The sequence below is a fragment of the Pseudomonas sp. GW821-FHT09E12 genome, from assembly GCF_059416085.1.
This window is the reverse complement of record NZ_JBWKOM010000001.1, coordinates 722368-748990: the sequence shown is the minus strand read 5'-3', so window position 1 is coordinate 748990 and position 26623 is coordinate 722368. Positions and strand designations below refer to the sequence as shown.

Annotated in this window: 19 protein-coding genes and 2 riboswitches; of the genes, 10 read left to right on the top strand and 9 right to left on the bottom strand. The window is 64.6% G+C overall.

What is annotated here, in order from left to right:
• Positions 1-120: 120 nt before the first annotated feature.
• Positions 121-3831 (bottom strand): methionine synthase, encoded by a 3711-nt coding sequence (metH, locus tag AC07PQ_RS03370; protein ID WP_007921858.1) that lies wholly within the window; start codon positions 3829-3831, stop codon positions 121-123.
• A 156-nt stretch (positions 3832-3987) separates the two neighbouring features.
• Here metH and AC07PQ_RS03365 point away from each other — a divergent pair, with 156 nt between their 5' ends.
• Both AC07PQ_RS03365 and nfuA read left to right on the top strand, forming a co-directional pair.
• Positions 3988-6279: a fatty acid cis/trans isomerase gene (locus tag AC07PQ_RS03365; protein ID WP_493184436.1), complete on the top strand. Its 2292-nt coding sequence runs from the start codon at positions 3988-3990 to the stop codon at positions 6277-6279.
• A 204-nt stretch (positions 6280-6483) separates the two neighbouring features.
• Positions 6484-7068 (top strand): Fe-S biogenesis protein NfuA, encoded by a 585-nt coding sequence (nfuA, locus tag AC07PQ_RS03360; protein WP_493184437.1) that lies wholly within the window; start codon positions 6484-6486, stop codon positions 7066-7068.
• Between the two features lie 98 nt (positions 7069-7166).
• On the opposite strand, the gene cobM is transcribed toward nfuA, so the two are convergent.
• From cobM to AC07PQ_RS03340, 4 genes are read right to left on the bottom strand one after another with little or no spacing between them, the layout of a single operon-like run.
• Positions 7167-7913: a precorrin-4 C(11)-methyltransferase gene (gene cobM / locus AC07PQ_RS03355; protein ID WP_007921863.1), complete on the bottom strand. Its 747-nt coding sequence runs from the start codon at positions 7911-7913 to the stop codon at positions 7167-7169.
• Between the two features lie 57 nt (positions 7914-7970).
• Positions 7971-8408 carry a cobalamin biosynthesis protein gene (locus AC07PQ_RS03350; protein ID WP_493184438.1) on the bottom strand — a complete coding sequence of 146 codons (438 nt, stop codon included), beginning with the start codon at positions 8406-8408 and terminating at the stop codon, positions 7971-7973.
• Positions 8405-9112 carry a CbtA family protein gene (locus AC07PQ_RS03345; RefSeq protein ID WP_493184439.1) on the bottom strand — a complete coding sequence of 236 codons (708 nt, stop codon included), beginning with the start codon at positions 9110-9112 and terminating at the stop codon, positions 8405-8407. Before AC07PQ_RS03345 ends, AC07PQ_RS03350 begins: the two co-directional genes overlap by 4 nt.
• An 11-nt stretch (positions 9113-9123) precedes the next feature.
• Positions 9124-9312, bottom strand: coding sequence for a CbtB domain-containing protein (locus AC07PQ_RS03340; RefSeq protein ID WP_493184440.1), 189 nt, complete (start codon positions 9310-9312; stop codon positions 9124-9126).
• 98 nt (positions 9313-9410) lie between these two features.
• Positions 9411-9632, bottom strand: a riboswitch (cobalamin riboswitch).
• A gap of 105 nt (positions 9633-9737) precedes the next feature.
• A riboswitch (cobalamin riboswitch) is annotated at positions 9738-9936 on the top strand.
• A gap of 96 nt (positions 9937-10032) precedes the next feature.
• Here AC07PQ_RS03340 and cobW point away from each other — a divergent pair.
• The 4 genes from cobW (at position 10033) to AC07PQ_RS03320 (ending at position 16736) form a co-directional block, all read left to right on the top strand.
• The gene (cobW, locus tag AC07PQ_RS03335; protein WP_007921868.1) at positions 10033-11100 is read left to right on the top strand and encodes a cobalamin biosynthesis protein CobW; all 1068 of its coding nucleotides are present in this window, start codon (positions 10033-10035) and stop codon (positions 11098-11100) included.
• 3 nt (positions 11101-11103) lie between these two features.
• Positions 11104-14877, top strand: a complete 3774-nt coding sequence (cobN, locus tag AC07PQ_RS03330; protein WP_493184441.1) for a cobaltochelatase subunit CobN — start codon at positions 11104-11106, stop codon at positions 14875-14877.
• A 177-nt stretch (positions 14878-15054) separates the two neighbouring features.
• Positions 15055-16062, top strand: a complete 1008-nt coding sequence (locus tag AC07PQ_RS03325; RefSeq protein ID WP_493184442.1) for a magnesium chelatase ATPase subunit I — start codon at positions 15055-15057, stop codon at positions 16060-16062.
• 53 nt (positions 16063-16115) lie between these two features.
• Positions 16116-16736, top strand: coding sequence for a vWA domain-containing protein (locus AC07PQ_RS03320; RefSeq protein WP_007930469.1), 621 nt, complete (start codon positions 16116-16118; stop codon positions 16734-16736).
• Between the two features lie 104 nt (positions 16737-16840).
• Here AC07PQ_RS03320 and AC07PQ_RS03315 read toward each other — a convergent pair whose 3' ends face one another.
• On the bottom strand, positions 16841-18064 hold the full coding sequence (locus tag AC07PQ_RS03315; protein ID WP_493184443.1) for an NADH:flavin oxidoreductase/NADH oxidase family protein: 1224 nt from the start codon (positions 18062-18064) through the stop codon (positions 16841-16843).
• 77 nt (positions 18065-18141) lie between these two features.
• On the opposite strand from AC07PQ_RS03315, the gene AC07PQ_RS03310 reads away from it, so the two are divergent.
• Positions 18142-18555: a MerR family transcriptional regulator gene (locus tag AC07PQ_RS03310; RefSeq protein WP_493184444.1), complete on the top strand. Its 414-nt coding sequence runs from the start codon at positions 18142-18144 to the stop codon at positions 18553-18555.
• 87 nt (positions 18556-18642) lie between these two features.
• Here AC07PQ_RS03310 and AC07PQ_RS03305 read toward each other — a convergent pair whose 3' ends face one another.
• From AC07PQ_RS03305 to AC07PQ_RS03295, 3 genes are all read right to left on the bottom strand, one after another.
• Entirely contained in the window at positions 18643-19980 is a 1338-nt protein-coding gene (locus AC07PQ_RS03305; protein WP_493184445.1) for a Wzz/FepE/Etk N-terminal domain-containing protein, read from the bottom strand.
• Positions 19981-20589: 609 nt separating this feature from the next.
• Positions 20590-22128 carry an MFS transporter gene (locus AC07PQ_RS03300; RefSeq protein ID WP_007930474.1) on the bottom strand — a complete coding sequence of 513 codons (1539 nt, stop codon included), beginning with the start codon at positions 22126-22128 and terminating at the stop codon, positions 20590-20592.
• Complete coding sequence (locus tag AC07PQ_RS03295; RefSeq protein WP_007930475.1) at positions 22125-22622, bottom strand: GlcG/HbpS family heme-binding protein; 498 nt, start codon at positions 22620-22622, stop codon at positions 22125-22127. The genes AC07PQ_RS03300 and AC07PQ_RS03295 overlap by 4 nt, the downstream gene beginning before the upstream one ends.
• A gap of 103 nt (positions 22623-22725) precedes the next feature.
• Here AC07PQ_RS03295 and AC07PQ_RS03290 point away from each other — a divergent pair, with 103 nt between their 5' ends.
• From AC07PQ_RS03290 to AC07PQ_RS03280, 3 genes are all read left to right on the top strand, one after another.
• On the top strand, positions 22726-23601 hold the full coding sequence (locus AC07PQ_RS03290) for a LysR family transcriptional regulator (protein ID WP_493184446.1): 876 nt from the start codon (positions 22726-22728) through the stop codon (positions 23599-23601).
• A gap of 80 nt (positions 23602-23681) precedes the next feature.
• Entirely contained in the window at positions 23682-24404 is a 723-nt protein-coding gene (locus AC07PQ_RS03285) for a hypothetical protein (protein ID WP_492571017.1), read from the top strand.
• 400 nt (positions 24405-24804) lie between these two features.
• Positions 24805-26367: a TerC family protein gene (locus AC07PQ_RS03280; RefSeq protein ID WP_493184447.1), complete on the top strand. Its 1563-nt coding sequence runs from the start codon at positions 24805-24807 to the stop codon at positions 26365-26367.
• Positions 26368-26623 lie beyond the last annotated feature (256 nt).

Here is a 26623-nt window from a genome sequence, read left to right as displayed (position 1 = left end):
TCCCGCCCATACACCCTGTAGGAGCGCGCTTGCTCGCGATCAAAACGTCAAGACAGCGCGATTCTTCAGATTCACCGCGTCATCGTTGACGTCTATCGCGAGCAAGCTCGCTCCTGCAATTTAGTTGTCGTAGCCCAGGTTCGGCGCCAGCCAGCGCTCGGTCACGGCCAGGTCCTGGCCTTTGCGCGCGCTGTAGCTGCTGACCTGGTCCTTGTCGATCTTGCCCACGGCGAAGTACTGCGCCTGCGGATGGGCGAAGTACCAGCCGCTGACCGCCGCCGCCGGAAACATGGCGAAGTGTTCGGTGAGGAACACGCCGCTGCGCCCGGCCTTGCCTTCGGATGCCTCGGGGTCGAGCAGGGCGAACAGGGTGCTCTTCTCGGTGTGGTCCGGGCAGGCCGGGTAACCCGGGGCAGGGCGGATACCGCTGTACTGCTCCTTGATCAGCGCCTCGTTGTCCAACTCTTCATCCTTGGCATAGCCCCAGTAGTTTTTACGCACTTGCTGGTGCAGCCACTCGGCGCAGGCCTCGGCCAGGCGATCGGCCAGGGCCTTGACCATGATCGAGTTGTAGTCGTCGCCCTTGTCCTGATAGGCCTTGGCCACTTCTTCGGCGCCGATGCCGGCGGTGGTGATGAAACCACCGACGTAGTCGGTCACGCCGCTGTCCTTGGGCGCGACGAAGTCGGCCAGGGAGAAGTTCGGCTTGCCGTCGGTCTTGATGGTCTGCTGGCGCAGGTGGTGCAGCCTGGCCAAGGGCTGGCCGTCGGCGCCATAGACTTCCAGATCGTCGTCCTGCACCTGGTTGGCCGGCCAGAAGCCGAATACCGCGCGGGCGCTGATCAGCTTTTCGTCGATCAGCTTGTCGAGCATTTCCCGGGCGTCCTTGTACAGCGCGGTGGCGGCTTCACCCACCACTTCGTCCTCGAGGATGCGCGGGAACTTGCCGGCCAGGTCCCAGGAGATGAAGAACGGCGTCCAGTCGATGTATTCGGCCAGGACCCGCAGGTCGATATTGTCCAGCACCTTGGCCCCGGTGAAGGTCGGCACGGTCGGCTGGTAGCTGCTCCAGTCGAACTGTGGCTTCTTGGCCACGGCCGCCGGGTAGCTCAGGCGCTCGGTGCGGGCACTGCGGTTGGCGGTACGCTCGCGGACTTCCACGTACTCTTCGCGGGTGCGCTCGACGAAACCGGCCTTGAGCTCCTTGGACAGCAGCTGGGTGGCCACGCCCACGGCACGCGAGGCGTCGGTGACGTAGACCACCGCGTCATTGCTGTACTTGGGCTCGATCTTCACCGCCGTGTGCGCCTTGGAGGTGGTGGCGCCACCGATCATCAGTGGCAGGTGGAAGTCCTGGCGCTGCATTTCCCGGGCGACGTGGACCATCTCGTCCAGCGACGGGGTGATCAGGCCGGACAGGCCGATGATGTCGCACTTCTGTTCCTTGGCCACCTGCAGGATTTTCTCCGCCGGCACCATCACACCGAGGTCGACGATGTCGTAGCCGTTACAGCCCAGGACCACGCCGACGATGTTCTTGCCGATGTCGTGCACGTCGCCCTTGACCGTGGCCATGAGGATCTTGCCCTTGGCTTGCGGCTTGTCGCCTTTTTCCAGCTCGATGAACGGGATCAGGTGGGCCACGGCCTGCTTCATCACCCGGGCGGACTTGACCACCTGGGGCAGGAACATTTTGCCGGCGCCGAACAGGTCGCCGACGATGTTCATGCCAGCCATCAGCGGGCCTTCGATCACTTCGATCGGGCGGGCGAAGGACAGCCGCGACTCTTCGGTGTCTTCGACGATATGGGTGGTGATGCCTTTGACCAGGGCGTGCTCCAGGCGCTTGTTGACGTCCCAGTTGCGCCACTCTTCGGTCTCGGCTTCCTTGACGCTGCCGTCGCCCTTGTACTTGTCGGCGATGGCGAGGAGGGCATCGGTGCCTTCCGGGGTGCGGTTGAGGATCACGTCCTCGACGGCGTCGCGCAGCTCCTGCGGGATCTGGTCGTAGATCTCCAGCTGGCCGGCGTTGACGATACCCATGGTCAGGCCGTTGCGGATCGCATACAGCAGGAACACCGAGTGGATCGCCTCGCGCACCGGGTTGTTGCCGCGGAAGGAGAACGACACGTTGGACACGCCGCCGGAGCTCAGCGCATAGGGCAGCTCGTCGCGGATGTAGGCGCAGGCGTTGATGAAGTCCACCGCGTAGTTGTTGTGCTCCTCGATACCGGTGGCCACGGCGAAGATGTTCGGGTCGAAGATGATGTCTTCCGGCGGGAAGCCGACGTCGTTGACCAGGATGTCGTAGGAACGCTTGCAGATTTCCTTCTTGCGCGCCTCGGTGTCGGCCTGGCCGGCTTCGTCGAAGGCCATCACCACCACGGCGGCGCCGTAGCGCTTGCACAGCTTGGCGTGATGAATGAACTGCTCGACGCCTTCCTTCATGCTGATGGAGTTGACGATGCCCTTGCCCTGGATGCACTTGAGGCCGGCTTCGATCACTTCCCACTTGGAGGAGTCGATCATGATCGGCACGCGCGAGATGTCCGGCTCGCCGGCAATCAGGTTGAGGAAGGTCACCATGGCCTTCTTCGAGTCCAGCATGCCTTCGTCCATGTTGATGTCGATCACCTGAGCGCCGGCTTCGACCTGCTGCAGGGCGACTTCCAGGGCTTCGGTGTAGTTCTCTTCACGGATCAGGCGGGCGAACTTGGCGGAGCCGGTGATGTTGGTGCGTTCGCCGACGTTGACGAACAACGACTGGCGATCGATGGTGAACGGCTCCAGGCCCGACAGGCGGCAGGCCTTGGGAATGTCCGGGATCTGCCGCGGGGCATAGCCGGCGACGGCCTTGGCGATGGCCTCGATGTGCCCCGGGGTGGTGCCGCAGCAACCGCCGACGATGTTCAGGAAACCGCTCTGGGCGAACTCTTCAATGACCTTGGCGGTTTGCGCCGGCAGTTCGTCGTACTCGCCGAATTCGTTGGGCAGGCCGGCGTTGGGGTGCGCGGAGACGTGGGTGCTGGCCTTGTTCGACAGCTCTTCCAGGTAAGGGCGCAGTTCGCTGGCGCCGAGGGCGCAGTTGAGGCCGACGGAGATCGGCTTGGCGTGGGCCACCGAGTTCCAGAAGGCTTCGGTGGTCTGCCCGGACAGGGTGCGGCCCGAGGCGTCGGTGATGGTGCCGGAGATCATGATCGGTAGTTCGAGGCCCAGCTCTTCGAACACGCCCTGCACGGCGAAGATCGCCGCCTTGGCGTTGAGGGTGTCGAAGATGGTCTCGATCAGGATCAGGTCGGCGCCGCCCTCGATCAGGCCCTTGGTGGCCTCGGTGTAGTTCTCCACCAGTTCGTCGAAGGTGACGTTGCGGTAGCCGGGGTTGTTGACGTCCGGCGACAACGAGCAGGTGCGGCTGGTCGGGCCCAGTACGCCGGCGACGAAGCGCGGCTTGTCCGGGGTCTCCAGGGTCTTGGCGTCGGCCACCTTGCGCGCCAGGCGCGCGCCTTCGACGTTGAGCTCGTAGACCAGCGCTTCCATGCCGTAGTCGGCCATGGAAATCTGCGTGGCATTGAAGGTGTTGGTCTCGAGGATGTCGGCGCCGGCATCCAGGTAGGCTTTCTCGATGCCGCCGATCACGTCCGGACGGGTCAGCACCAGCAGGTCGTTGTTGCCCTTGACGTCGCTCGGCCAGTCAGCGAAGCGTTTGCCACGGTAGTCCTGCTCCTCGAGCTTGTAGCTCTGGATCATGGTGCCCATGCCGCCGTCGAGAATCAGGATGCGCTCTTTGAGGGCTTGCTGAAGGGCTTGGAGGCGCGTGCTGCGATCGGACATGAAAGACTACCTGGAAGGGCCATTACGAAGGGCGAGGATCATAGCAAACCTGTGCGCTTTTAGAGCATGCGGCACTTTTGCATGAATATCGCTCATGTTGGTGGCCGTGCTGGCCCGGTAGAATCGCCGGATTTTCTTATGGATTGGACCAGGGATATGTCTTACCGCGTTGTCATCGGCAGTGTGCTGCTGCTTTTAAGTTCGCTCGCCAGCGCCCAGGGTCCCGCGCCAGCGATCTCCTACACCCGCGATATCCAGCCGATCTTCACCGAGAAGTGCGTGGCCTGCCACGCCTGCTATGACTCGGCGTGCCAGCTCAACCTGGGCAGCGGCGAGGGCGCGGCCCGCGGCGCCTCGAAGATCCCGGTGTACGACGGCGAGCGCAGCAAGGCGCAGACGCCGACCCGCTTGTTCTACGATGCTTCCGGCAAGCACGCCTGGCAGGGCATGGGCTTCTACTCGGTGCTCGACGCCCAGGGCAGCCAGGCGGCGCTGATGGCGCGCATGCTGGAACTGGGCCACAAGACGCCGTTGCAACCCAACGCCAAGCTGCCGGACAACATCGTCCTGGGCCTGAACCGCGAGAACATGTGCGCGCAACCGGCCGAATTCGACGGTTATGCCCGGGCCCATCCGCGCGAAGGCATGCCGCTGGCGGTGACCGGCCTGACCGATCAGCAATACCAGACCCTGCAACGCTGGCTGGCTTCCGGTGCGCCGATCGACGAGCAGGGCCTGGCGCCGAGCGCCAGGGAAGCGATGCAGGTGCTGCAGTGGGAAAACCTGCTCAACGCCCCAGGCGCCCGGGAAAGCCTGGTGGCCCGCTGGCTGTTCGAGCACTGGTTCCTCGCCCATATCTACTTCGAGGGCGGCGAGCCGGGGCATTTCTTCCAGTGGGTGCGTTCGCGCACGCCGAGCGGCCAGCCGATCGACCTGATCAACACCCGCCGGCCCAACGACGACCCGGGCACCCAGGTGTATTACCGCCTGTGGCCGGTGCAGGGGGTGATTGTGCACAAGACCCACATCACCTACCCGCTGAGCGCGGCGAAGATGGCGCGGATCAAGACCCTGTTCTACAGCGGCGATTACCAGGTCACTGCGCTGCCGGGTTATGGCCCGGGCCGCCGCGCCAATCCGTTCGAAACCTTCGAGGCGATTCCGGCCAAGGCCCGCTACCAGTTCATGCTGGATAACGCCGAGTACTTCGTGCGCACCTTTATCCGCGGCCCGGTGTGTCGCGGGCAGATCGCCACCGACGTGATTCGTGACAACTTCTGGGCGCTGTTCCAGGCCCCGGAACACGACCTCTATATCACCGACCCGGCCTACCGCGGCCAGGCCACGCCGCTGCTGGCCATGCCCGGGCAGAACGATGACGTCGGCAGCGTGCTGAGCCTGTGGCTGGCCTACCGCGACAAGCGCAACGAATACGAGATCCTGCGTCGTGATTCCTACGCCGATGCGCCGCCGCCGAGCTGGTCGACCCTGTGGGCGGGCAACGACAATGCGTTGCTGAGCATCTTCCGTCACTTCGACAGCGCCTCGGTGACCAAGGGCCTGATCGGCGAGGTGCCGCAGACGATGTGGCTGTTCGACTATCCGCTGCTGGAGCGCACCTATTACCAGTTGGCGGTCAACTTCGATGTGTTCGGCAATGTCTCGCACCAGGCGCAGACCCGGCTGTACTTCGACCTGATCCGCAACGGCGCCGAGCAGAACTTCCTGCGTTTGATGCCCGCCGGCACCCGCGAGGATTTCCTCGACGATTGGTACCAGAACAGCGGCAAGTTCAAGATGTGGCTGGACTACGAGTCCATCGACGACGACAAGGCCAGCGCCCTGGTGCTGGACGAAAAGGACCCGAAACGCGACTTCGCCAACCAGTTGCTGAACCGTTACGGCGACCTCAATGCGCGGCCCGATCCGATCAACCGCTGTGACGGAGCCTACTGCTCGCGGCCGAACATCGACCCGGCACTGCAGAATGCCGAACAGGCCCTCAGCGGCCTGGTTTCGCGGCCGGCGGCCGGCATGCGGGTCATCGACCTGTTGCCGGAGGCCACCATGCTGCGCATCCAGGCACCGAGCGGCAAGCGGGTGTTCTACAGCATGCTGCGCAACCGCGCCCACAGTAATGTGGCGTTCCTGCTGGGCGAGTCGCTGCGCTACCAGCCCGGCCTGGACACCCTGACCATCTATCCGGGCGTGCTCAGCAGCTACCCGAACTTCATGTTCAACATTCCCGCCGGGCAGGTGCCGGAGTTCGTGGCCGAGATGGAAAACGCCAAGGACGCCCACCGTTTCGAGAAAATCGTCGAGCGCTGGGGGATCCGTCGCAGCCATCCGCAGTTCTGGCAGTACTTCCATGACCAGACCCAGTACATCCTCGAGACCGATCCGAAAGAGGCGGGCGTACTGGACATGAACCGCTACGAGAACCTCTGAAGGCACCAGGCCCTTGAAATTCCGGGCCGCAGCCCTCAGGTTGCGGCCCGGCCCATCCCGGGAAAAGCCTTGTAAAAAATCCCAGGCGTTGCGTCGACCACGCAGCGCGGGCCTATCGACCAAGGTCTATCCCGACAAAAATACTAGGACTTTGTCCGGCACGCCGATTGGCGTAAACTGCGCCCACGCCTGCGAGGAATTTCCATGACCGCTATTACCATTACCGACGCCGCCCACGATTATCTGGCTGATCTGCTCTCCAAGCAGAACACCCCGGGCATTGGCATCCGCATCTTTATCACCCAGCCAGGGACTCAGTACGCCGAGACCTGCATTGCCTATTGCAAGCCGGGTGAAGAAAAGCCCGAAGACAAAGCCCTGAGGCTGAAGAGCTTCACCGCCTACATCGACGCCTTCAGCGAAGGTTTCCTCGATGACGCGGTGGTCGACTACGCCACCGACCGCATGGGCGGCCAGCTGACCATCAAGGCACCCAACGCCAAGGTGCCGATGGTCAACGCCGACAGCCCGGTCAACGAGCGCATCAACTACTACCTGCAAACCGAGATCAACCCGGGGCTGGCCAGCCACGGCGGCCAGGTCAGCCTGATCGATGTGGTCGAGGACGGCATCGCCGTGCTGCAGTTCGGTGGTGGTTGCCAAGGCTGCGGCCAGGCCGACGTGACCCTGAAGGAAGGCATCGAGCGCACCCTGCTCGAGCGCATTCCCGAGCTCAAGGGAGTACGTGACGTCACCGACCACACGCAGAAAGAAAACGCCTACTACTAAGGCGTTCGCTGCGAACATGAAAAACGGCGCCCCGTGAGCGCCGTTTTTTTATGCCCATTATTCCAGGTGTCTTGCGGCGCCTTGCTCGCGATACACCCTCAAGGCCGATACAAATGCGCATGCCCCGCGCGATACAACGACGACTCACTGAAACTGTCCGTGGCCAGCACTCGGCCCACCAGGATCAGCGCCGTGCGCCGAAAACCCTTGGCCTGGACCTTTTCGGCGATGTCCGCCAGGGTGCCCAGCACCCAGTCCTGATCCGGCCAGGTCGCCCGGTGCACCACGGCAATCGGGCAGTCGGCGCCGTAGTAGGGCAGCAGCTCGGCGACAATCTTTTCCAGGTGGTTGACCCCCAGGTGAATCGCCATGGTGGTGCCGTGGGCGGCCAGGCTGGCGAATGCCTCGCCGGCGGGCATCGAGGTCTTGTCGGCATAACGGGTCAGGATCACGCTCTGGGCGACGTCCGGCAGAGTCAGTTCGGCCCCCAGCAAGGCCGCGCAGGCCGCGGTGGCCGTCACGCCGGGGATGATCTCGAAGGGGATGCCCAGCTCGCGCAGACAGCGAATCTGCTCGCCGATGGCGCCGTACAGGCTCGGGTCGCCGGAATGTACCCGGGCCACGTCCTGGCCTTTGCCATGGGCGTCCTTGATCAGCTCGATGATCTGCTCCAGGTGCAGTTCGGCGCTGTTGACCAGCTGTTCGGCGCGATGGCCCTGGAGCACTGCTTCGGGCACCAGGGAGCCGGCATAGATGATGACCGGGCAACTGTGGATCAGCCGCTGGCCCTTGACGGTGATCAGTTCCGGGTCGCCGGGACCTGCGCCGATAAAAAAGACGGTCATGGCGTTCTCCTGTGAAAAAAGGGGCGAGGCAACCTCACAGATGAAGATTGCTCATGATCAGCGGCGGGGATTATCGAAGATTTGCCCGGAGCAGGCCAAGGCGAGGGTCGCCTGGGCGTATTTCTGCCGCGGGACCAGCAGCCTTGCCGGGCTTCGGGCCAGGTGTTCGGCCAGGGCCAGGGCGGCACTTTCGGCGACGCCGTAGCAGCCGGTGCGCTCGTAGGCGATCTGCGAACGATGGCTGAGTTGCAGCACATAAGGCGTCAGCTGGTTACTGCTGAAACAGGTCAGGGGCAAGTCCAGTTGCGCGGCCAGGGCCAGCAGCCCGGGTTCCTCGCGTTTCAGGTCGATGCTGGCCAGGGCCTTGATCTGCCCGGGGTCGATGCGGTGGGTGCTCAGGGTTTGGTCGAGCAGGGCGCGCAAGGTCTCCACCGGGCAGCCCCGCTGGCAGCCCAGGCCGACCACCAGGGGCGGCGCTGTGCTGGCCTGCGTCATGCCGAGTACTGATCGTCGCTCTTGCGGCGGAACAGCCAGGCGCTGATCAGGCCCAGGGCCAGCCAGAACGCGGCGTTGGTCAGCTGCGAAGCGATCTTGAACTGCGCCTCCAACTCCTCCGGGGCGAGCATCGAATGCACTTGCGGCTGTGGCGCGCCGATGAGGTGCGGCACGGCGAGGATGGCCACGCCCAGCGCTTTCAGCAGCCAGTTCCGGGCGAAGACGATCAGGGCAATGCCGACCGCGGTGGAAGCGGCGGTACCGACCCACCAGACCTGCCGTTGCGCCAGGTCCGCGGCGGCGGTGCCCGGCAGTTCGGGCGGCAGGCCGAGGGTCGGCGCCAGGCAGAAAGTGGCATAACCGGCCAGGCCCCAGAGCAGGCCCTGGGAAGTACGGTTCGGCGCGCGCAGGGTGTAGAGACCGGCGAGCATCAGGGCGAACCCCACGGCGACCACCAGGTTGCCGCCGGTGGTGGACAGCACGCGCTGCCAGCCGTCTTCCGGCTCCCAGGCTTCGGCGTCGTGGCTGTGGGCAGCGGTGCCGGCGGCATGCTCATGCGCTTCTTCATGCTGGGCGGCCGGGGCCTTCTCGTAGGTTTCCGCCTCCAGGATCAGCGGTGCGACCCAGAAGCTTTGCAGCAGGGTCAGCAACAGGGCCGCCAGCAACCCGGTGAACCCCGCGGTTTGCGCGATACGCTTGATCATGTCGGCAGGTCTCAGTGGCAAGGGAAGGCGGCGCTGTGGCGGGTATCGTGGGCGGCGTTGTGCACCGCTTCGATATGGGAGAAGCCGGCGAAATACACAAGGCACGCACCGAGGATCGAGGCGCCGATGGCGGCGACCAGGCGTTGGCTCAGGGTGGCGGTACTGTTGCTGGAATGGCTGGTGCTGCTGATGATCGACATGGCGCTTCCCTCTGGTGTGTCAGCGGGTGAATCGAGCGCAGCAAAACCCCGCGAGACGGGCTCGCGGGGAATTAACAGCGCCCGCCCACCGCGGGTTTGTTATGACTGTGTAGCGGGCCGGTCTCCGGGCTCGCGAGGGGCGGGGCTTGCGCCACGCCTGCAAGAATCGCCTTCCCATGCCGGACTGCTGGCACAGTGGATCTGATTCTTCGCTCGCTTACCGTTGCGGGGGCAGCACCGGACTGATCAAGGCTTTTGGCCTGTGACGCACCGGTTTCCCGTTTCACCCTGTGAAGGGCACCCGTAACAAGGTGTGTAGGAGAGCATGGGCGAGGGAGGGGCGTCAATTGGCAAGGGTTCTCGTTTTCGATCGCAATTGGCCTGTCCTCGCGCTGCATGAACATTGACCGCCCCCCAAGCTCTGCGTAGCCTTGCGCTTTCGAGGTTCTTCGGCGTCTGTCGAAGCTAAGAAGGGAACGCGGTCCAAGCCGCGGCTGCCCCCGCAACTGTAAATGGTGATGAACGATGCAAGGCCACTGCCAGGCGGCGGGAAGGCGCATCGTTGGCCAGTCGAACGACCGGCACACCGTCAGCCAGGAGACCTGCCTCGGACCTGATTCTCACTACAACCGGGCGGGGTGATCCGGTGGCGAACCCTTCCGTGCAGTTGCCTGCGCGGCTCTCGTCCCGTATGCCCGCCACCTTGCCAAAGGGCATCCGATGAAAACACTGGCCAAACTTCCCGTCACCATCGTTACCGGCTTCCTCGGCTCGGGAAAAACCACCTTGCTGCGGCACATGCTGGACAACGCCCAGGGTCGACGCATCGCGGTGATCGTCAACGAGTTCGGCGAGCTGGGCATCGACGGCGAGATCCTCAAGCAGTGTTCCATCGGTTGCACCGAGGAAGAAGCCAGCGGTCGCGTCTTTGAGCTGGCCAACGGCTGCCTGTGCTGCACCGTGCAGGAAGAGTTCTTCCCGGTGATGCGCGAGTTGGTGGCCCGTCGCGGCGACCTCGACCATATCCTCATCGAAACCTCCGGCCTGGCCCTGCCAAAACCTTTGGTCCAGGCTTTCCAATGGCCGGAAATCCGCAGCGCCTGCACCGTCGACGCGGTGATCACCGTGGTCGATAGCCCGGCCGTGGCCGCCGGTACCTTTGCCGCCTTCCCGGACCAGGTCGACGCCCAGCGCAAGCTCGACCCCAACCTCGACCATGAGTCGCCGCTGCATGAGCTGTTCGCCGACCAGCTGTCCAGCGCCGACCTGGTGATCCTCAACAAGGCCGACCTGATCAGCCCGGCAGACCTGGCCAAGGTGCGCCTGGAAGTGGCCGAGGAGCTGCCGCCGGCGGTGAAAGTCATCGAAGCCAGCAGCGGTCGCCTGCCGCTGGACGTGCTGCTGGGCCTGGGCAACGGCTCGGAAGAACACATCGACGGCCGCCACAGCCATCATGACCATCACCACGATGGCGACGATCATGATGATCATGACCACGACGCCTTCGATTCCATCTCCATCGAGCTGCCCCAGGCCGACGAAAGCCTGCTGCTGGACGCCCTGACCCAACTGGTGGTGCAGCACGGCATCCTGCGGGTCAAGGGTTTCGCGGCGATCCCCAACAAGCCGATGCGCCTGTTGATCCAGGGCGTGGGCACGCGTTTCGACAAGCACTTCGACCGCCAGTGGGGCGCCGACGAAGCCCGTACCACGCGCCTGGTGCTGATCGGCCAGGAACTGGACGCGACCCTGCTCGAAGCGCAATTGCGCGCCGCGCTTAGCGTGTAAGTCATGCACCTGCTCAGGACCCAGCCCGGCGGTTTCGTGTCGGATGACAACATTGCCGACCTTGGACAGACCCCCGCCGAGCTGGTGATCCTGTGCAGCGGCGACTCCAGCCTGGCGCTGCTGGCCGAAGCGGCGCAGCAACTGCCGGAGGATTACCCGAGCTTTCGCCTGGCCAACCCGATGCAGGTGCAGAACCATGCCTCGGTCGACCTGTATGTCGACCAGGTGCTGCGCCACGCCAAGGTGATCCTGATTTCCCTGCACGGTGGCATCGCCTATTGGCGTTATGGCATCGAGCAACTGGTGCAGCTGGCGCAGCGCGGCGTGCAGTTGATCCTGGTGCCGGGTGACGATCGTCCGGACCCGGAGCTGAGCGACCTGAGCACGGTGCCCGCCGCCGACCGCGAGCGCCTCTGGCACTTCCTGCGCCAGGGCGGCATGGGCAATGCGCTGAACCTGTACCGCTGCCTGGCCAGTGGCTGGCTGGGGCGCGATTACCACTGGTCCGAGCCGCAGACCCTGCCGCGCACGGCGATCTACCACCCGCACAAAAGCAGCGCCGCCCTCAGCGACTGGCACGCCGATTGGCGGGCCGGCCAGCCGGTGGCGGCGCTGCTGTTCTACCGCTCGCATTTGCAGGCGGCCAACACCGCCTTTATCGATGAGTTCTGCCGGCGCTTGTTGGCGGCGGGTCTGAACCCGTTGCCGATAGCCCTGGCCAGCCTGAAAGAGCCCGGTTGCCTGGCGGTGGTCGAGGAGCTGCTGGATGAAGTCGAGGCCGGGGTGATCCTCAACACCACCGGCTTTGCCCAGTCCAGCCCGGAGGCGCCGCACCTGCGGCCGTTCCGCCGCGATATCCCGGTGATCCAGGCCATCTGCGCCCAGGACAACGAACCCGGCTGGCGCGCCAGCGAGCAGGGCCTGGGCCCGCGGGACCTGGCGATGCACATTGCCTTGCCGGAACTGGACGGGCGCATCATCAGCCGGCCCATCAGCTTCAAGGACCTGGCCTGGCGCAGCGAGCGCAGCCAGTCGGACGTGGTCTGCTATCGCTCCGCCCCCGAGCGCATGGATTTTGTCGCCGAACTGGCGCGGCGCTGGGTTGATCTGGCCCAGCTGCCGAATGCTGAAAAACGCATCGCCCTGATCCTCGCCAACTACCCGACCCGCGACGGCCGTATCGGTAATGGCGTGGGCCTGGATACGCCGGCGGCGGCGTTGAATATCCTGCGCGCGCTGCACGTCGAGGGTTATCCGTTGCCGGCCGAGTTGCCGGACAGCGGGACGGCGCTGATCCAGCAACTGCTCGGTGGCGTCAGCAATGACCTGGATAGCCTCGACCTGCGCCCGTGCCAGCAAAGCCTGGCGCTGGAGGAGTACCAGGCCATGTTCGACGCGCTGCCCGAAGCCAACCGCCTGGCGGTGACGGAACGTTGGGGCGGGCCGCAAAACGACCCGATGTTCCGCGGCGGGCGGCTGATGATCGCCGGCCTGCGTTTTGGCCTGACCTTTGTCGGCATCCAGCCGGCGCGCGGTTATCAGGTCGATCCGAGCGCGGTCTATCACGACCCGGACCTGGTGCCGCCCCACGGGTACCTGGCGTTCTACTTCTGGCTGCGCCAGACCTACGGCGCCCACGGGCTGATCCACGTTGGCAAGCACGGCAACCTGGAGTGGCTGCCGGGCAAGGGCGTCGGCCTGTCCGAAAGCTGCTGGCCGGACGTGCTGCTGGGGCCGCTGCCGAATATCTATCCATTCATCGTCAATGACCCGGGCGAGGGCGCCCAGGCCAAGCGCCGGACCCAGGCGGTGATCATCGACCACCTGATGCCGCCGCTGACCCGCGCCGAAACCTACGGCCCGCTGCGCGACCTGGAACTGCTGGCCGACGAGTACTACGAAGCCCAGTTGCTCGATCCGCGCCGCGCCCGCGAGTTGCAGAAAGACATTCTCAAACTGGTGCGGGTGACCCGGATCGACCGTGAACTGCAACTGGACGGGCAGCTCGACGGCGAGGCCGACGCGGCGCTGTGGCTGCCGCGCCTGGACACCTACCTGTGCGACCTGAAGGAGTCGCAGATCCGCGACGGCCTGCATGTGTTCGGCGAATCGCCCGTGGGCCGTCTGCGTATCGACACCTTGCTGGCCTTGCTGCGCATTCCCCGTGGCGATGGCCGGGGCGCGCAGTCGAGCCTGTTGCGGGCCTTGGCCAAGGCCTTCGAGCTGGGCTTCGATCCGCTGGACTGCGCCTTGGCCGAACCCTGGAGCGGGCGCCGGCCACAGTTATTGCAGGACCTCAGCGAGCAGCTGTGGCGCACTGCCGGCGATACCCGCGAGCGCCTGGAGCTGTTTGCCGGGCGCTTGATAGAAGCGGCCTTGGCCGGTGAGGTCGAGCAACTGAACGAGCCCGGCTGGAGCGAGGTCAAGGCGATCATCGACAGCCTGCGCGAGGTAGTGGCGCCGCGCCTGGATGCCTGCGGCCCGGCGGAAATGCGTGGCTTGCTGGATGCCCTGGGCGGGCGTTTCGTGCCGGCCGGGCCCAGCGGCGCACCGAGTCGTGGACGCCTGGACGTGCTGCCCACCGGGCGCAACTTCTACTCGGTGGACGTGCGCAACCTGCCGACCACCACCGCCTGGCGCATCGGTTTCCAGTCGGCCAACCTGATCCTCGAACGGCACCTGCAGGACCATGGCGACCATCTGCGCCAACTAGGCCTGTCGGTGTGGGGCACGGCGACCATGCGCACCGGCGGCGACGATATCGCCCAGGCCATGGCGCTGATGGGCGTGCGCCCGGTGTGGGCCACCGGCAGCCAGCGGGTCAACGACTTCGAGATCCTGCCGCTGAGCCTGCTGGACCGCCCGCGGGTGGACGTGACCCTGCGGGTGTCCGGGTTCTTCCGCGATGCCTTCGCCAACCTGATCCGCCTGTTCGACGCCGCGGTGCAGGCGGTGGCCGCGCTGGACGAGCCGGACGACCTCAACCCGCTGGCGGCCAAGGTCCGCGCCGAGCGTGAAGCGCTGCTGCAGTCCGGTCTCGATGCCGAGGCCGCGCAGCGCCAGGCCGGCTGGCGCATCTTCGGCGCCAAGCCCGGGGCCTATGGCGCGGGCGTGCAGGGCGCTATCGACGCTCGCCTGTGGCAGAGCCGCGAGGACCTGGCCGAGGTCTACCTGAACTGGGGCGGCTACGCCTATGGCGGCGCCGACGAAGGCACCGCGGCCCGTGGCCAGTTCGCCCAGCGCCTGAGCCAGGTGCAGGCGGTGCTGCAGAACCAGGACAACCGCGAGCACGACCTGCTGGATTCCAACGACTACTACCAGTTCCAGGGCGGTATGCTCGCGGCGGTGGAAAGCCTCAGCGGCGAAAAGGCCGCCAGCTACCACGGCGACCACAGCCAGCCGGACCTGCCGAAAATCCGCAGTCTCAAGGAAGAGCTGAACCGGGTGATCCGCTCCCGCGCGGCCAACCCGAAGTGGATCGAAGGGGTGAAGCGCCACGGCTACAAGGGCGCCTTTGAAATGGCCGCCACCGTGGATAATCTGTTCGCCTTTGACGCCACCACCCAGCTCATCGACGATCACCAGTACGCCCTGCTGGCCGACGCCTATCTGCTGGATCCGGCGACCCGCGAATTCATCCGGCAGCACAACCCCCATGCGTTGCGCGACATGACCGAACGCCTGCTCGAAGCCCAGCAGCGCGGGATGTGGCAGGCGCCCGGCGAGTACCGCGAGGCCCTGGAAAACCTGCTGCTGGATATCGAAGAAGATGGCTGATGCCCCTGTAGCCGCTGCCGCAGGCTGCGATCGGGCCCGCAGGGACCGCTGGGGCAGGCGACGCGGCCCGTCAGATAGCAATGCGTCGTCTGTTTTATGCCGACTGCGTCGTCAATCGCAGCCTGCGGCAGCGGCTACAACTATTGATGTTCGTGCATCCCTTTACCGAGAACCGACATGAGCGATACCCCACATTTCCCGCTGTCCGCCGTGGTCGGCGCCGATGACCTGAAACTGGCGCTGTGCCTGACGGCCATCGACCCGAAAATCGGCGGGGTGTTGATCGAAGGCCCGCGGGGCATGGCCAAGTCCACCCTGGCCCGCGGCCTGGCGGACCTGCTGGCCAGCGGGCAGTTCGTCACCTTGCCTCTGGGCGCGACCGAAGAGCGCCTGGTCGGCACCCTGGACCTGGACGCGGCGCTGGGCGAAGGCCGGGCGCAGTTTTCCCCGGGCGTGCTGGCCAAGGCCGATGGCGGGGTGCTCTACGTCGACGAGGTGAACCTGCTGCCGGACCATCTGGTGGACCTGCTGCTGGACGTGGCCGCCAGCGGCACCAACCTGATCGAGCGCGACGGTATTTCCCACCGGCATTCGGCCCGGTTCGTGCTGATCGGCACCATGAACCCGGAGGAGGGCGAGCTGCGCCCGCAACTGCTGGACCGCTTTGGCCTGAATGTCGCCCTGAGCGGCCAGACGCCGCCCACTGAACGGGGGCAGATCATTCGCCGGCGGCTGGATTTCGACAGCGACCCCCAGGGCTTCTGCCAGCAGTGGGCCGCCGAGCAGGAGGCGCTGCGCCAACGCTGCCAGCAGGCGCGGGGGTTGCAGGCGGAGATTGCCCTGGACGATCGAGCGCTGGAGCGGATCACCGAGCGCTGTTTCGCCGCCGGTGTCGACGGCCTGCGCGCGGACCTGGTGTGGCTGCGTGCCGCCCGCGCCCATGCGGCCTGGCGCGGTGCCCGGGCCATCGAGGAGCAGGACATAGACGCCGTGGCCGAATTCGCCCTGCGCCATCGCCGTCGTGACCACCCGCCGAGCGCGGCCCATCAGCCGCAGCCATCTCCCGCGCCATCCCCGGCCCAATCCAGCCCCGCCGAAGGCCAGGGCCAATGGGGCGAGCTGCCGGCCCAGGCGCTGGCCACCGGCGCCCGGCGTGAAGTGCCGGGCTGGCCAAAAAAGCCCTAGGCATTCGCCCCCGGTCCGACGCGGGGGCGAATGCCAAGTCCCGCGCCGGGCGGTTGGACAAGGGCAGGCAAGGCCGCGCGCGCGCGGCCGTCCATGGCTCGATCAACTGGCCGGGCACCTTGCTCAACGGCCGGCCCCGCCAGCGTGACGATCTGTTGTGGCACCTGCGCAGCCGTTCGCCCCATGAGCTGTGGCTGGTGATCGTCGATGCCTCGGCCTCGACCCGCCGCCATCAGGCGCTGAGCGATGCCAAGGGCCTGCTGGCCCAGCTGTTTGACGATGCCTACCGGCAGCGCGCGCGCCTGGCCTTGCTGACCGCCAGCGGCCGCGCGCCGAACTGGCAGGTGCAGGGCCTGAAGGCCTCGAAGGATCTGCGCGACTGGCTCGACGGGCTGGGAGCAGGCGGCGGCACGCCGTTGCTGGCGGCCTTGGCCGAGGCAGGGCGGTGGCTGCTGTCCCGGCAGAAACGTTACCCGGCCGAGCAGCAGCGGGTGCTGCTGCTCACCGATGGCCGGCTGAAAAGCCTGACTCCCCTGGCGCGCCTGGGTTGCCCGACCCTGCTGGTCGATATCGAACGCGGGCCGATCCGCCTCGGCCGCGCCCGCGAACTGGCGCAGCAACTCAACGCGCAGTACCAGCATATCGACGACCCTTCGCAGCCCCAGCTTCCGTAGGAGCGAGGCTTGCCCGCGATAGCGCTGCACCTGACCCAGCGCAGCGCTTGCATCGTGCGCAAGCTGCGCTCCTACAGGTTCGGCGGTGCCCACGATTATCGTATTTACTTGGCCATTTCCTGTCGGTACTGGCGCGTGCGCCTGGCGCTGTTCAACTGGTCGAGCAGCAGCGCCAGCCAGGGGCGTACTTGAGGTTTGGGCGCGCGCCCGCGACTCAGGCGATGCATCTGCAGGCGGACGATGGCCATGGTCGCCAGGGAGGCCAGGGGCTTGCGTTTCCAGCGTAGTGGCGGCAGTTGCGGATGGCTGTGCTGGCCGCTGCGCCAGAGCCGGGGCAGGGCTGGCTCGAGGGCCAGGGCGGTGGCGATGCCGGCCATCGCGATACCGCTGTCCAGCACTTGCTGCACCACCGGCAGGCGGCGGATGCCGCCGGTGACCATCACCGGCATCCGCGCCACGGGCGCCAGTTCGCTGGCCATTTCGATGAAGTAGGCTTCGCGCGCCAGGGTCCGGCCGTCGCGCACTTCGCCCTGCATGGCCGGGGACTCGTAGCTGCCGCCGGACAGCTCCAGCAGATCCACCGGCAGGCCGTTGAGCATCTCGATGACCTGGTGCGCGTCCCCGGCATCGAAGCCGCCGCGCTGGAAGTCGGCGGAGTTGAGCTTGACCGAGATACAGAACGTGGCCGAAACCCTCTCCCGTACCGCCTTGATCACCTCTACCAGCAGACGCGCGCGGTTTTCCAGCGAGCCGCCCCATTGATCGGTGCGGCGATTGGTCAGGGGCGAGAGGAACTGGCTGATCAGGTAGCCGTGGGCGGCATGGATCTGCACCCCGGAAAAACCGGCCTGTTCGGCCAGCCAGGCACTGTTGGCGAAGCGCTGGATGATCTCGGCGATGTCCTCTTCGCTCATGGGCCTGGGTTCGGCGAACATTTTCGAGAACTGCCCCATGTCCAGGGCCACCGCCGATGGCGCCAGGGCCTGCTGGCCGAGGTTGGCCATGGTCTGGCGCCCGGGGTGATTGAGCTGCATCCAGAACTGCGCGCCCTTGGCACGACCGGCACGGGCCCACTGGCGGAACTGCTCCAGGTGCTGCTGGTCTTCCAGGGCCACGCCGCCGGGGCCGGTCATCGCGCGGCGGTCGATCATCACGTTGCCGGTCAGGATCAGCCCGGCCTCACCCTCGGCCCAGGTCTGGTAGAGCCGGATCAAAGCCGCGGAGGGTGCCTGCCGGCGGTCGGCGAGGTTCTCCTCCATCGCCGCCTTGGCGATGCGATTGCCGATCGTCTGGCCGTTGGGCAAATTCAAGGCTTGAAAGGGTGACATGCTTGACTCCTCATCAGTGGAGGCCTGAGGCTAAGCTTAAAGTTAACTTTAATGTCAAGCAGGTTATCGAGGTCGAAATGAACATTGGCCAATTGGCACAACTCAGCGGGCTGGCGGCATCGCGCATCCGTTTTTACGAAGCCCAGGGCCTGCTGCCCCAGGTCCAGCGCCAGGCCAACGGCTATCGCCGTTACCCTCCGCAGATCCTGCAGACCCTGGAGATCATCCAGTGCGCCCAGCAGGCCGGGTTCAGCCTGGACGAACTCAAGCAACTGCTGCCGGGCTGCGAGTCGAGTGACCTTGACCATCAGGCCCTGCTGCAAAGCCTGGAGCGCAAGGTCGGGCAGATCGAGGATATGCAGCGGCATCTGGCCCAGAGCAAGGCGCAACTGCTGGAGATCATCGACAACATACGCGATCGTCCGGAAGGCATGGATTGTGCCGAGAACGCCGAGCGGGTCATGGCGTCGATCAAGGGTAGGGGGTTCTGAGCCGCCTGTGTTTCGGGACGCTTGAAACAATTTGGGCGACCATCGCGGTCGCCCAAAAGGTGTTCCAGGTTTGGCGGATCGAACCGCTTACTGCGGCCTATCGTTGCCTTTGCCCCGAATGTTGCCGGACTGGTCCAACAATACCGGGGTGGCGAGCAGATCATTGTGGTGCGATGCGCGCTTACTGTACGAGTGGATGAGCCGGCGGATCAGGGCGATTGCCACGCCGAGCATCAGGCCCAATACCAGCGACAGCATGACGATCAGTACTCGTTTGGGCTTGATCGGGCTTACTGGCTGCAAGGCCTTGCGATCGATGGTGACCAGTTTCAGCCGGTCCATATCGATGTTCAGGTTGCGCAGGCGAGCCACTTCAGCCCTGAGCGGAAAGACGTCCTTCAGGAAAATGTCCTCGTTGGAACGCTTGTTCAGTTCCTGCACCTGGCGGTTGACCTGCAGCATCTGCAGTTCCTTGCCGATTTCGGCGATACGCTTCTCGGTGAAATCGTCAGAGGTGCGTTTTTGCAGGGCTGCACGCTCGGCCTCGAGGGTTTCATAACCCATGAAGTACAGCGGGATGCTCTGAGTGTTGACCTCGGTGCGCATCACCTGGGTCGAGCCGGCGCGGGAGGCGTCGGACATCGAGGATGGCGTGGTCGGCGTACGGATGCCCATCGACTTGGCGATGGTGATCGCTTCGGCCAGTTCGGCCAGACGGTCCTTGCGCTGTTCTTTCAACTGCCCGCGCAAGGCCTTGAGTTCGTCCTCGAGCTGCGCGCGGCGAATATTATCGCTTTCGAGCAAGGCCGCGATTTTCGATTCCTTGTCGGTTTCATAGTTGGAGCGCGCCGCGGCAATCTTGCCTTTGAGTTCATTGAGCCGGTTGTTGACGATGACCTTGAGGTCGGCGCCAATGCGTTCCCGTTCAGCATCGATGGCGTATTCGACGAAACCGTTGAGGATCTCTACCCCGTTGACATCCTTGGGATATTGCATTTCCAGCTTGATGTAGCTGCTCAGGGCGTTGGTGATCTTCGGATCCGGAAGGATCAGATTGATCGAGTCCCGGTTGAAGTCCTCGAAACTCTGTTCAAGGGTTTGCCCAGGGCGTTTAAAAGCCTGGAACAGATCCTGGTGCGAGCGGAAGAAGTCCAGTCGTGTTTCATAGGACTCAAGTGCTGCGCCGACCTTGGACAAGGCATCTGCGGGTGGCAGTTTGTAGACTTCCGAGCGATTGAGGGCGTCGAGTTCATTCAGGGCGGCTGGGCGTAATACGCTGCTCACCTCATATACACGGGGAGCCAATAGCGCATAAGCCAAGCCCACCAGTGTCACGGCAACGGTACAACCGATTACCAGCTTCTTTTGCTGCCAGATGGATTGGAACAATGCAAACAGATCAATTTCATCCGCGTCAGCATTCATCTGAGGCCGGGGAACAATATTCAAAATCAGCACACCTCTAATTCATGTGAATCCTAACCCTGTCATGCCGTACCCCCGACGGAGCATGCATGCAGGGCCGCCCCCGTGATGAGGCTCCTTGCCGATGGGCGCCACTCGTTGCCAGAAAAAACCATGAGATGGGGCTGTTTTCTTGCGAGAGATAGTTGGCAGGCCACTTTCCGAGGTAGGTCCCGGAAATGGCTGTTTCGATGCCGAGCGCTTTTAACGTAACTCTGAATCCTGCAGGCACTTTGCCATTTACGAATGGTGAAGACGTTAAGTGGGCGAATATTACAGGAATGCTCGGGAGGATAAATATATGAATTTAACCGTACCTTCATAATTCGCCTTATCTATTGCTGTTCGGATGGCAAAGCGGCCTGTTTGCCATATGGAAGTTTATCGGTGCCCCATAAGAGGGCGGGTAGGCTTACAAGTTGTGAGTATTTATCTAATAGCCTGGCAGTTGGCCTCAAAAGAATGGGCGATAGAACACCCTGAGGTTTTATTGGTGCCGGGCAGATCATGACTGGCCTGATACAGAGTTGCCGCACCTTGAACGCGAGAGGGGGCGAGCCCCATGAGTGTTCACTCCACGCTCAGGGTCAAAGGCCGCGGCTGCGGGATGGGATTGCGCATCAGCGTACCCACCGTTACCGCCGCCAGCAGCGCCAGCAAGCCGGCCACCCCGAGCACCACGCCGAAACCGTCGACGAAGGCCTGGCGGGCCAGCGGTTCGACCAGCTCTTTCGCCGAGTCGGGCAGCAATGCCAAGGCTGCGGGCATGTCGCCGGCCACCACCCGGGAGGCGATGGCCTGGGCCTGGTCGAGCCATTGCGCGGCGCTTGCGCCCAGGCTGGCGTGCAGGCGTTGCTGGGTATGGCTGCCGAGCAGGGCGCCGAACACGCCGATGGCCAGCATGATGGCGCTGAAGCGCATGGTGGTGCTCAGGCCCGAGGCCATGCCGGCGCGGTCGCGGGGCACGCAGGCCATGATGTTTTTCTGCGTGTCGCCGTTGAGCAGGCCGGCGCCGGCACCGGTCACCGCGATGGCCAGGGCAAAGCTCAGGTAGCCGCCAGCCTGCACGGCCCAGGCGGCGAGCAGGTTGCCGCAACCGACCAGGCTCAGGCCGGCGGCCATCAGGGTCGCCGGGGCATAACGCGTCGCCAGGCGCACGCCGATGCGCGGGCAGATCAGCATGGTCAGGGCGAACGGCAGCATGCCCAGCCCCGAGGCGATCGCCGAGAAGCCCAGGCCGTTCTGCAGGTAGAAGGGCAGCAGGGTCATCATCACCTGGGCGCAGCCGGCGTAGGCGAACATTCCCAGCAGGGCACCGATGAAGCGCGGATGGCGGAACAGCTGCAGGTCGACCATGGGCCGGCGCTGCACCCGCTCGATCAGCACGAACAGCCCGAGCAACGCCACGCCGCCCAATAGTCGGGCGTAGGTCAGCGGGTGGCTCCAGCCGATGCGATTGGCTTCGATCAGGCCCCAGATCAGGCACAGCAGGCTGGCGCTGAAGGCCAGGCTGCCCCAGGGATCGAGGCGGGCGGCCTGGGTGTCGCGGGACTCGGGTATCGCGCGCAACACCATCAGCACCAGCAGCCCGCCCACCGGCAGGTTGAGGTAGAAGATCCAGCGCCAGCCGATGAACTCGGTGATCAGGCCGCCGACGGTGGGCGCGGCGGTCATCGCCACGCCCATGCAGGCTCCCCAGAACGCCCAGGCCTTGGCCCGTTCGACCTCGTCATGGAAGGTGTGGCCGATGGTGGCCAGGGCCGAGGTCAGCAGCAGCGCCGCGCCGACCCCCTTGATCGCCCGGGCGATGTCGAGCAACAGCACGTTGGGCGCGGCGCCACAGCCGAGGGAGGCGAGGATGAACAGCCCGAGACCGCAGAGCAGGGTACGCTTGCGTCCGAAGCGGTCGGCCAGGCTGCCGGCCGGCAGCAGCAGCGCGGCGAAGGCCAGCATGTAGGCGCTGACCACCCATTCGATATCGGCGAAGTTGGCCCCCAGATCGCGAGCGATGCTCGGCAGGGTCACCGCGACTATGTTGGTGTCGAGCACGATCAGCGAGCACACCCCGGAAGCGGTGAGCAGGGTCAGGCGCGGGCTGGCCGGCCTCATGGCTGCACCCGTTGACCCAGCGCGGCGAGGGCGGCCTGAGCGATTTCATCGTCGTGGGCCGGGGTGTCGGCGCTGATGCCGATGGCGCCGATCACCTGGCCGTCGACGCGGATCGGCTGCGCGCCTTTCATCATCAGCAGGCCCGAGGTGATGGCCGCCTGGCGCCCGCCGTTGATGGCATTTTCCAGGTCGCCGGAAGGGCGCTTGAACAATGCCGAGGTCCGCGCCTTGCCCTGGGCCAGTTCGATGCCGGCCACCACCGGCGCACCGTCCATGCGCGCGCTGAGGATCGGCCAGCCGCCGTCGTCGACGATCGCCACGGCGCAGGGCCAGCCCTTGGCCGAGGCGGTTTCCTGGGCGGCCTTGAGCAGTTGTTGGGCGGTGGCGAAATTGAGGATTGCCTTCTGGGCAACGTCGGCGTCTTTCTCGGCGGCGAAAGTCGTGGGCACGCTGCAGCAAGTGATCATGGCCAGAAACAGTGGTTTGACGTGCATGGCGTGGGCTCTCTACTGTGAAGGTCTGGCCAGCTTATCCCGGGCTTTCGCCCGTTCTGTTAGGCGCGCTGGAGCACTTCATTACCTTTGAGCTAATACACTTATGGAAATCCGTCATTTCCGCTATTTCCTGGCGGTGGCCCGGCAACGCAATTTCACCCGCGCCGCCGAACAGCTGGGCATCGCGCCGCCAACCCTGAGCCGGCAGATCCAGGACATGGAACAGACCCTGGGCACCCGCTTGTTTGTGCGCCAGCAGCGCGAGGTCAGCCTGACCGAGGCCGGCGCGGCCCTGGTGCGCGAGGCCGAGGCCACGGTGCGCCAGTTCGAGTTCGCGCAACGTAACGCCCAGCGCGCCGGGCGTGGCGAAATCGGCCATATCGAGCTGGGATACGTGGCCTCGGCGGTGTATTCGGGGCTGCTGCAAAAACAGGTGCAGCGCTTCAGCCAGGACTGCCCGGACGTCAGCCTGAGCGTGCGCGAAAGCCCGATGGCGGCATTGCCCGGATTGGTGGCCGAGGGAAGGTTCGACATCGGTTACATCCGCTCGCCCATGACCCTGCCCGAAGGGGTGGAGGCGGTCCGCCTGGATGGCGAAGGTTTTGTCTTGGCGCTGCCCGCCGAGTCGTGGCTGGGGCGCTTGCCGGAGATCGCCCCGGCCCATCTGCACAACGAGACCTTCGTGCTTCCGGAACAGATCAGCGGCACCTTGCAGGTCGCCGCCGAGGGCGGTTACGCGCCGAAACTGGGGCCGCAGCCCGGCGGCCTGGTGGCGGTGCTGGCCCTGGTCTCCCTGGGGCAGGGGGTGGCCGTGGTGCCGGAATCGGTGGTCGGGCACGTGGGGCTGCCCAATGTGTTGTACCGGTCGATCCAGGGCAGCACGGCTGCGTCCTGGCTGTCGCTGATCCACCGCCGCTTCGAAAAGGCCCCGGCGGTGGCGCGGTATATCGAGCAGGTCAGAAGCCCATTGCGGAGGTAGCTGAATGATGCCCGCGATGCGGCGTTCTATCGGTGTTTCTTGCGCCTACGCAAGATGACTTGAGACCGTACGGAGTGCTCATGGACACATTCAAGCGTTTCAATTTCAAGCTGAGCTTTGATAAGCAGAAGATTGCCCAGGTTACCGAGCAGGAACAAATCGACAGGAGCCTGGCCTTTCTCAAGGCGATAGGCGAGATCGACCCCATTCTCAAGAACTGGTTCTTGTGCGCCGAAGGCAAGGATGACGGCCTGACGCACAATGTGCTCCTCGATCCGAGCAACTTGCGGCGTGAAATAGCCTCCTGGAAAGACTCGGACTTCGACGTCAACGACATGAGTTTTGTGTTGTGGAACGGGATACCCGACCCGCTCAAGGGCGGGCTTTCGATCACCTATCACGCACGAAGCGGTGGTTCGTTGCCCGCGGGCATCGAGTTTTCCGAAGCCGGGACACTGGTCCGTTGCTTGCAGGATCCTCGACAGGGCATTGTCGAGTTGATGAACGCAGTGGTCGATCTCTGGCCGGAAATCTATTGGGGCGTGGCCGCTCCCAACGAGTACTTTCGCAAGCAGCGGGTGTTCCAGGACCGGCAGACCATCGGCTGGATCGGTTATTGCCCGCACCCTCTGTCGGCGGCCGATTTTCCGGAAGTCGCCGAGCTGCGTCCCACTCAATCGAAGGGCGCTATTGTCGTTGCCTGCCCCGGCATCATGGACGAGAAGAACGTCCAGCATGTGCAGGTGGTGGGTGACACCGATATCAAATTGGTGGAACTCGGGCTGTTGCCCGGACGCTATTGAGTCGCACGGGCAGGCTGGCTTTTGCTGGGGCGAGCTTGCCTGCGATGGCTGTGGCCAGACACCCCGATAAGATTTTGAAATGATTTCCCCATGGGAAATTCCCCTTGGGGTTGTAGGATTCAAGTCCGTTTTTCTTCACAGGACTTGCATGAACACCCTCTCGGAGCCTCCCAGTCGTCCTTATCCCTGGACGCCTCAGCCTTTCCCCGCTCGATCCGCCTCACGGTGCCTTTCGCCAGTCATAAGGCGCGGACGTTACCCCGAACTCGCTGTTTTTCGCTGCTCGCCGCCGGTCGTCGCGACCGTTGGGCGCTGGCCTGCGTTCGCCGTTCAAAGGCCTTGTGGCCTTGCCTTGCCGTGTCCGGCTGCCTGAATTCACTGGAGAGATAGAGTCGTTTTTATGGAATGGATAATGGACCCCACGGCCTGGCTTGGCCTGTTGACCCTGATCGTGCTGGAGCTGGTGCTGGGGATCGACAACCTGGTGTTTATCGCGATCCTCGCGGACAAGTTGCCGCCCCACCAGCGTGACCGCGCGCGGATCATCGGCCTGTCCCTGGCGCTGATCATGCGCCTGGGCCTGCTGGCGAGCATTTCCTGGTTGGTGACCCTGACCGCGCCGCTGTTCGAGGTGTTCGGCAAGAGCTTCTCCGGTCGCGACCTGATCATGCTGTTCGGCGGTGTGTTCCTGCTGTTCAAGGCCACCATGGAGTTGCATGAGCGCCTGGAAGGTCATATCAGCCAGCGCGCCGGCAATGCCGCTTACGCGTTGTTCTGGCCGATCGTTGCGCAGATCGTGGTGCTCGATGCGGTGTTCTCCCTGGACGCGGTGATCACCGCCGTGGGCATGGTCGACGAACTGGCGGTGATGATGATCGCAGTGATCATTTCCATCGGCCTGATGATCGTCGCCAGTAAACCGCTGACCCGCTTCGTCAACGCCCACCCGACGGTGATCATGCTGTGCCTGGGCTTCTTGATGATGATCGGTTTTGCCCTGACCGCCGAAGGCCTGGGTTTCCACATTCCGAAAGGCTACCTGTACGCGGCCATCGGTTTCTCGATCCTGATCGAGGTGTTCAACCAGATCGCCCGTGCTCGCCGCAAGAAATCCATGCAGGGCCTGCGGCCGATGCGCGAGCGCACGGCCCACGCGGTGATGCGCCTGCTCGGCGGTCGCCAGTTGGCGGTGGAGGAGGTGGGCGAAGAGATCGCCGACCTGCTGGACAATGGCCAAGCGCCGAGCACCGAGCTGTTCGACCGTCGCGAGCGGGTGATGATCAGCGGCGTGCTGCAACTGGCCGAGCGACCGATCCGCACCTTGATGACGGTGCGTGCCGACGTCGACTACATCGACCTGGCCGACGATGCCGAAGCCATCCGCAACAGGCTGATGCATTCGTCCTACTCGCGCCTGCCGCTGATTCGCGACGGCGCGGTGGAAGAGCCGCTGGGCTTCGTGCACAAGAAGGAGTTGCTCAAGGAATACCTGGCCGGCAACGAGCCGAACCTGGAACACCTGGCGCGCACGGCGATCAACCTGCTGGACAGCTTCTCGATCCTCAACGCCCTGGAGCAGATGCGCAAGGCCTCCACCCACATTGCGTTCGTGATCAACGAATTCGGCGATTTCGTCGGCGTGCTGAGCATGACCGACATCCTCGAATCCATCGCCGGCGAGCTGCCCGACGCCAGCGAAATCGAAGGCCCGGACATTGTCGAAGAGCAGGGCGGTTTCATGGTCAGCGGCGCCTTGAACCTGGCGCAGATCCGCCAGCGCACCGGTTTCGACGCCGAGCCGACCGAGGACTACCAGACCCTGGCCGGGCTGGTGATGAGCCTGCTGGACCGCTTGCCGGTGATTGGCGACCGACTGCAATGGCAGGGCTGGACGCTGCAGGTGGTGACGGTGGAAGAGCGGCGAGTGACCCGGGTGCTGCTGCACCGGCAGGATGCCGCCTGAGCCATGAGCTGACAGAAAGCCGGACGCGAGTCCGGCTTTTTTTGGCCTGGAACATGACCCGAGCCAAGGCCAGGCTCCGGCTGATTAAGTTTTACTTAAAAGCTTTCAACCCCGTGGCTGATTATCATTGCCGGGTGGCTGCCGCAGACTGGTTTCGTATCTCCATGCACCTTCGTTCTTGCAGCGCGGGTCTTGAAACGAGCGGTCTATGTCAGTCAATCCCGCAATACCCCCGCAGCCAGCCCTGGTCGAATGC

Excerpts from the sequence above, each read along its gene's own strand:
- metH (WP_007921858.1), bottom strand. The coding sequence starts at position 3,831 with ATGTCCGATCGCAGCACGCGCCTCCAAGCCCTTCAGCAAGCCCTCAAA.
- AC07PQ_RS03365 (WP_493184436.1), top strand. The coding sequence starts at position 3,988 with ATGTCTTACCGCGTTGTCATCGGCAGTGTGCTGCTGCTTTTAAGTTCG.
- nfuA (WP_493184437.1), top strand. The coding sequence starts at position 6,484 with ATGACCGCTATTACCATTACCGACGCCGCCCACGATTATCTGGCTGAT.
- cobM (WP_007921863.1), bottom strand. The coding sequence starts at position 7,913 with ATGACCGTCTTTTTTATCGGCGCAGGTCCCGGCGACCCGGAACTGATC.
- AC07PQ_RS03350 (WP_493184438.1), bottom strand. The coding sequence starts at position 8,408 with ATGACGCAGGCCAGCACAGCGCCGCCCCTGGTGGTCGGCCTGGGCTGC.
- AC07PQ_RS03345 (WP_493184439.1), bottom strand. The coding sequence starts at position 9,112 with ATGATCAAGCGTATCGCGCAAACCGCGGGGTTCACCGGGTTGCTGGCG.
- AC07PQ_RS03340 (WP_493184440.1), bottom strand. The coding sequence starts at position 9,312 with ATGTCGATCATCAGCAGCACCAGCCATTCCAGCAACAGTACCGCCACC.
- cobW (WP_007921868.1), top strand. The coding sequence starts at position 10,033 with ATGAAAACACTGGCCAAACTTCCCGTCACCATCGTTACCGGCTTCCTC.
- cobN (WP_493184441.1), top strand. The coding sequence starts at position 11,104 with ATGCACCTGCTCAGGACCCAGCCCGGCGGTTTCGTGTCGGATGACAAC.
- AC07PQ_RS03325 (WP_493184442.1), top strand. The coding sequence starts at position 15,055 with ATGAGCGATACCCCACATTTCCCGCTGTCCGCCGTGGTCGGCGCCGAT.
- AC07PQ_RS03315 (WP_493184443.1), bottom strand. The coding sequence starts at position 18,064 with ATGTCACCCTTTCAAGCCTTGAATTTGCCCAACGGCCAGACGATCGGC.
- AC07PQ_RS03310 (WP_493184444.1), top strand. The coding sequence starts at position 18,142 with ATGAACATTGGCCAATTGGCACAACTCAGCGGGCTGGCGGCATCGCGC.
- AC07PQ_RS03305 (WP_493184445.1), bottom strand. The coding sequence starts at position 19,980 with ATGAATGCTGACGCGGATGAAATTGATCTGTTTGCATTGTTCCAATCC.
- AC07PQ_RS03300 (WP_007930474.1), bottom strand. The coding sequence starts at position 22,128 with ATGAGGCCGGCCAGCCCGCGCCTGACCCTGCTCACCGCTTCCGGGGTG.
- AC07PQ_RS03295 (WP_007930475.1), bottom strand. The coding sequence starts at position 22,622 with ATGCACGTCAAACCACTGTTTCTGGCCATGATCACTTGCTGCAGCGTG.
- AC07PQ_RS03290 (WP_493184446.1), top strand. The coding sequence starts at position 22,726 with ATGGAAATCCGTCATTTCCGCTATTTCCTGGCGGTGGCCCGGCAACGC.
- AC07PQ_RS03285 (WP_492571017.1), top strand. The coding sequence starts at position 23,682 with ATGGACACATTCAAGCGTTTCAATTTCAAGCTGAGCTTTGATAAGCAG.
- AC07PQ_RS03280 (WP_493184447.1), top strand. The coding sequence starts at position 24,805 with ATGGAATGGATAATGGACCCCACGGCCTGGCTTGGCCTGTTGACCCTG.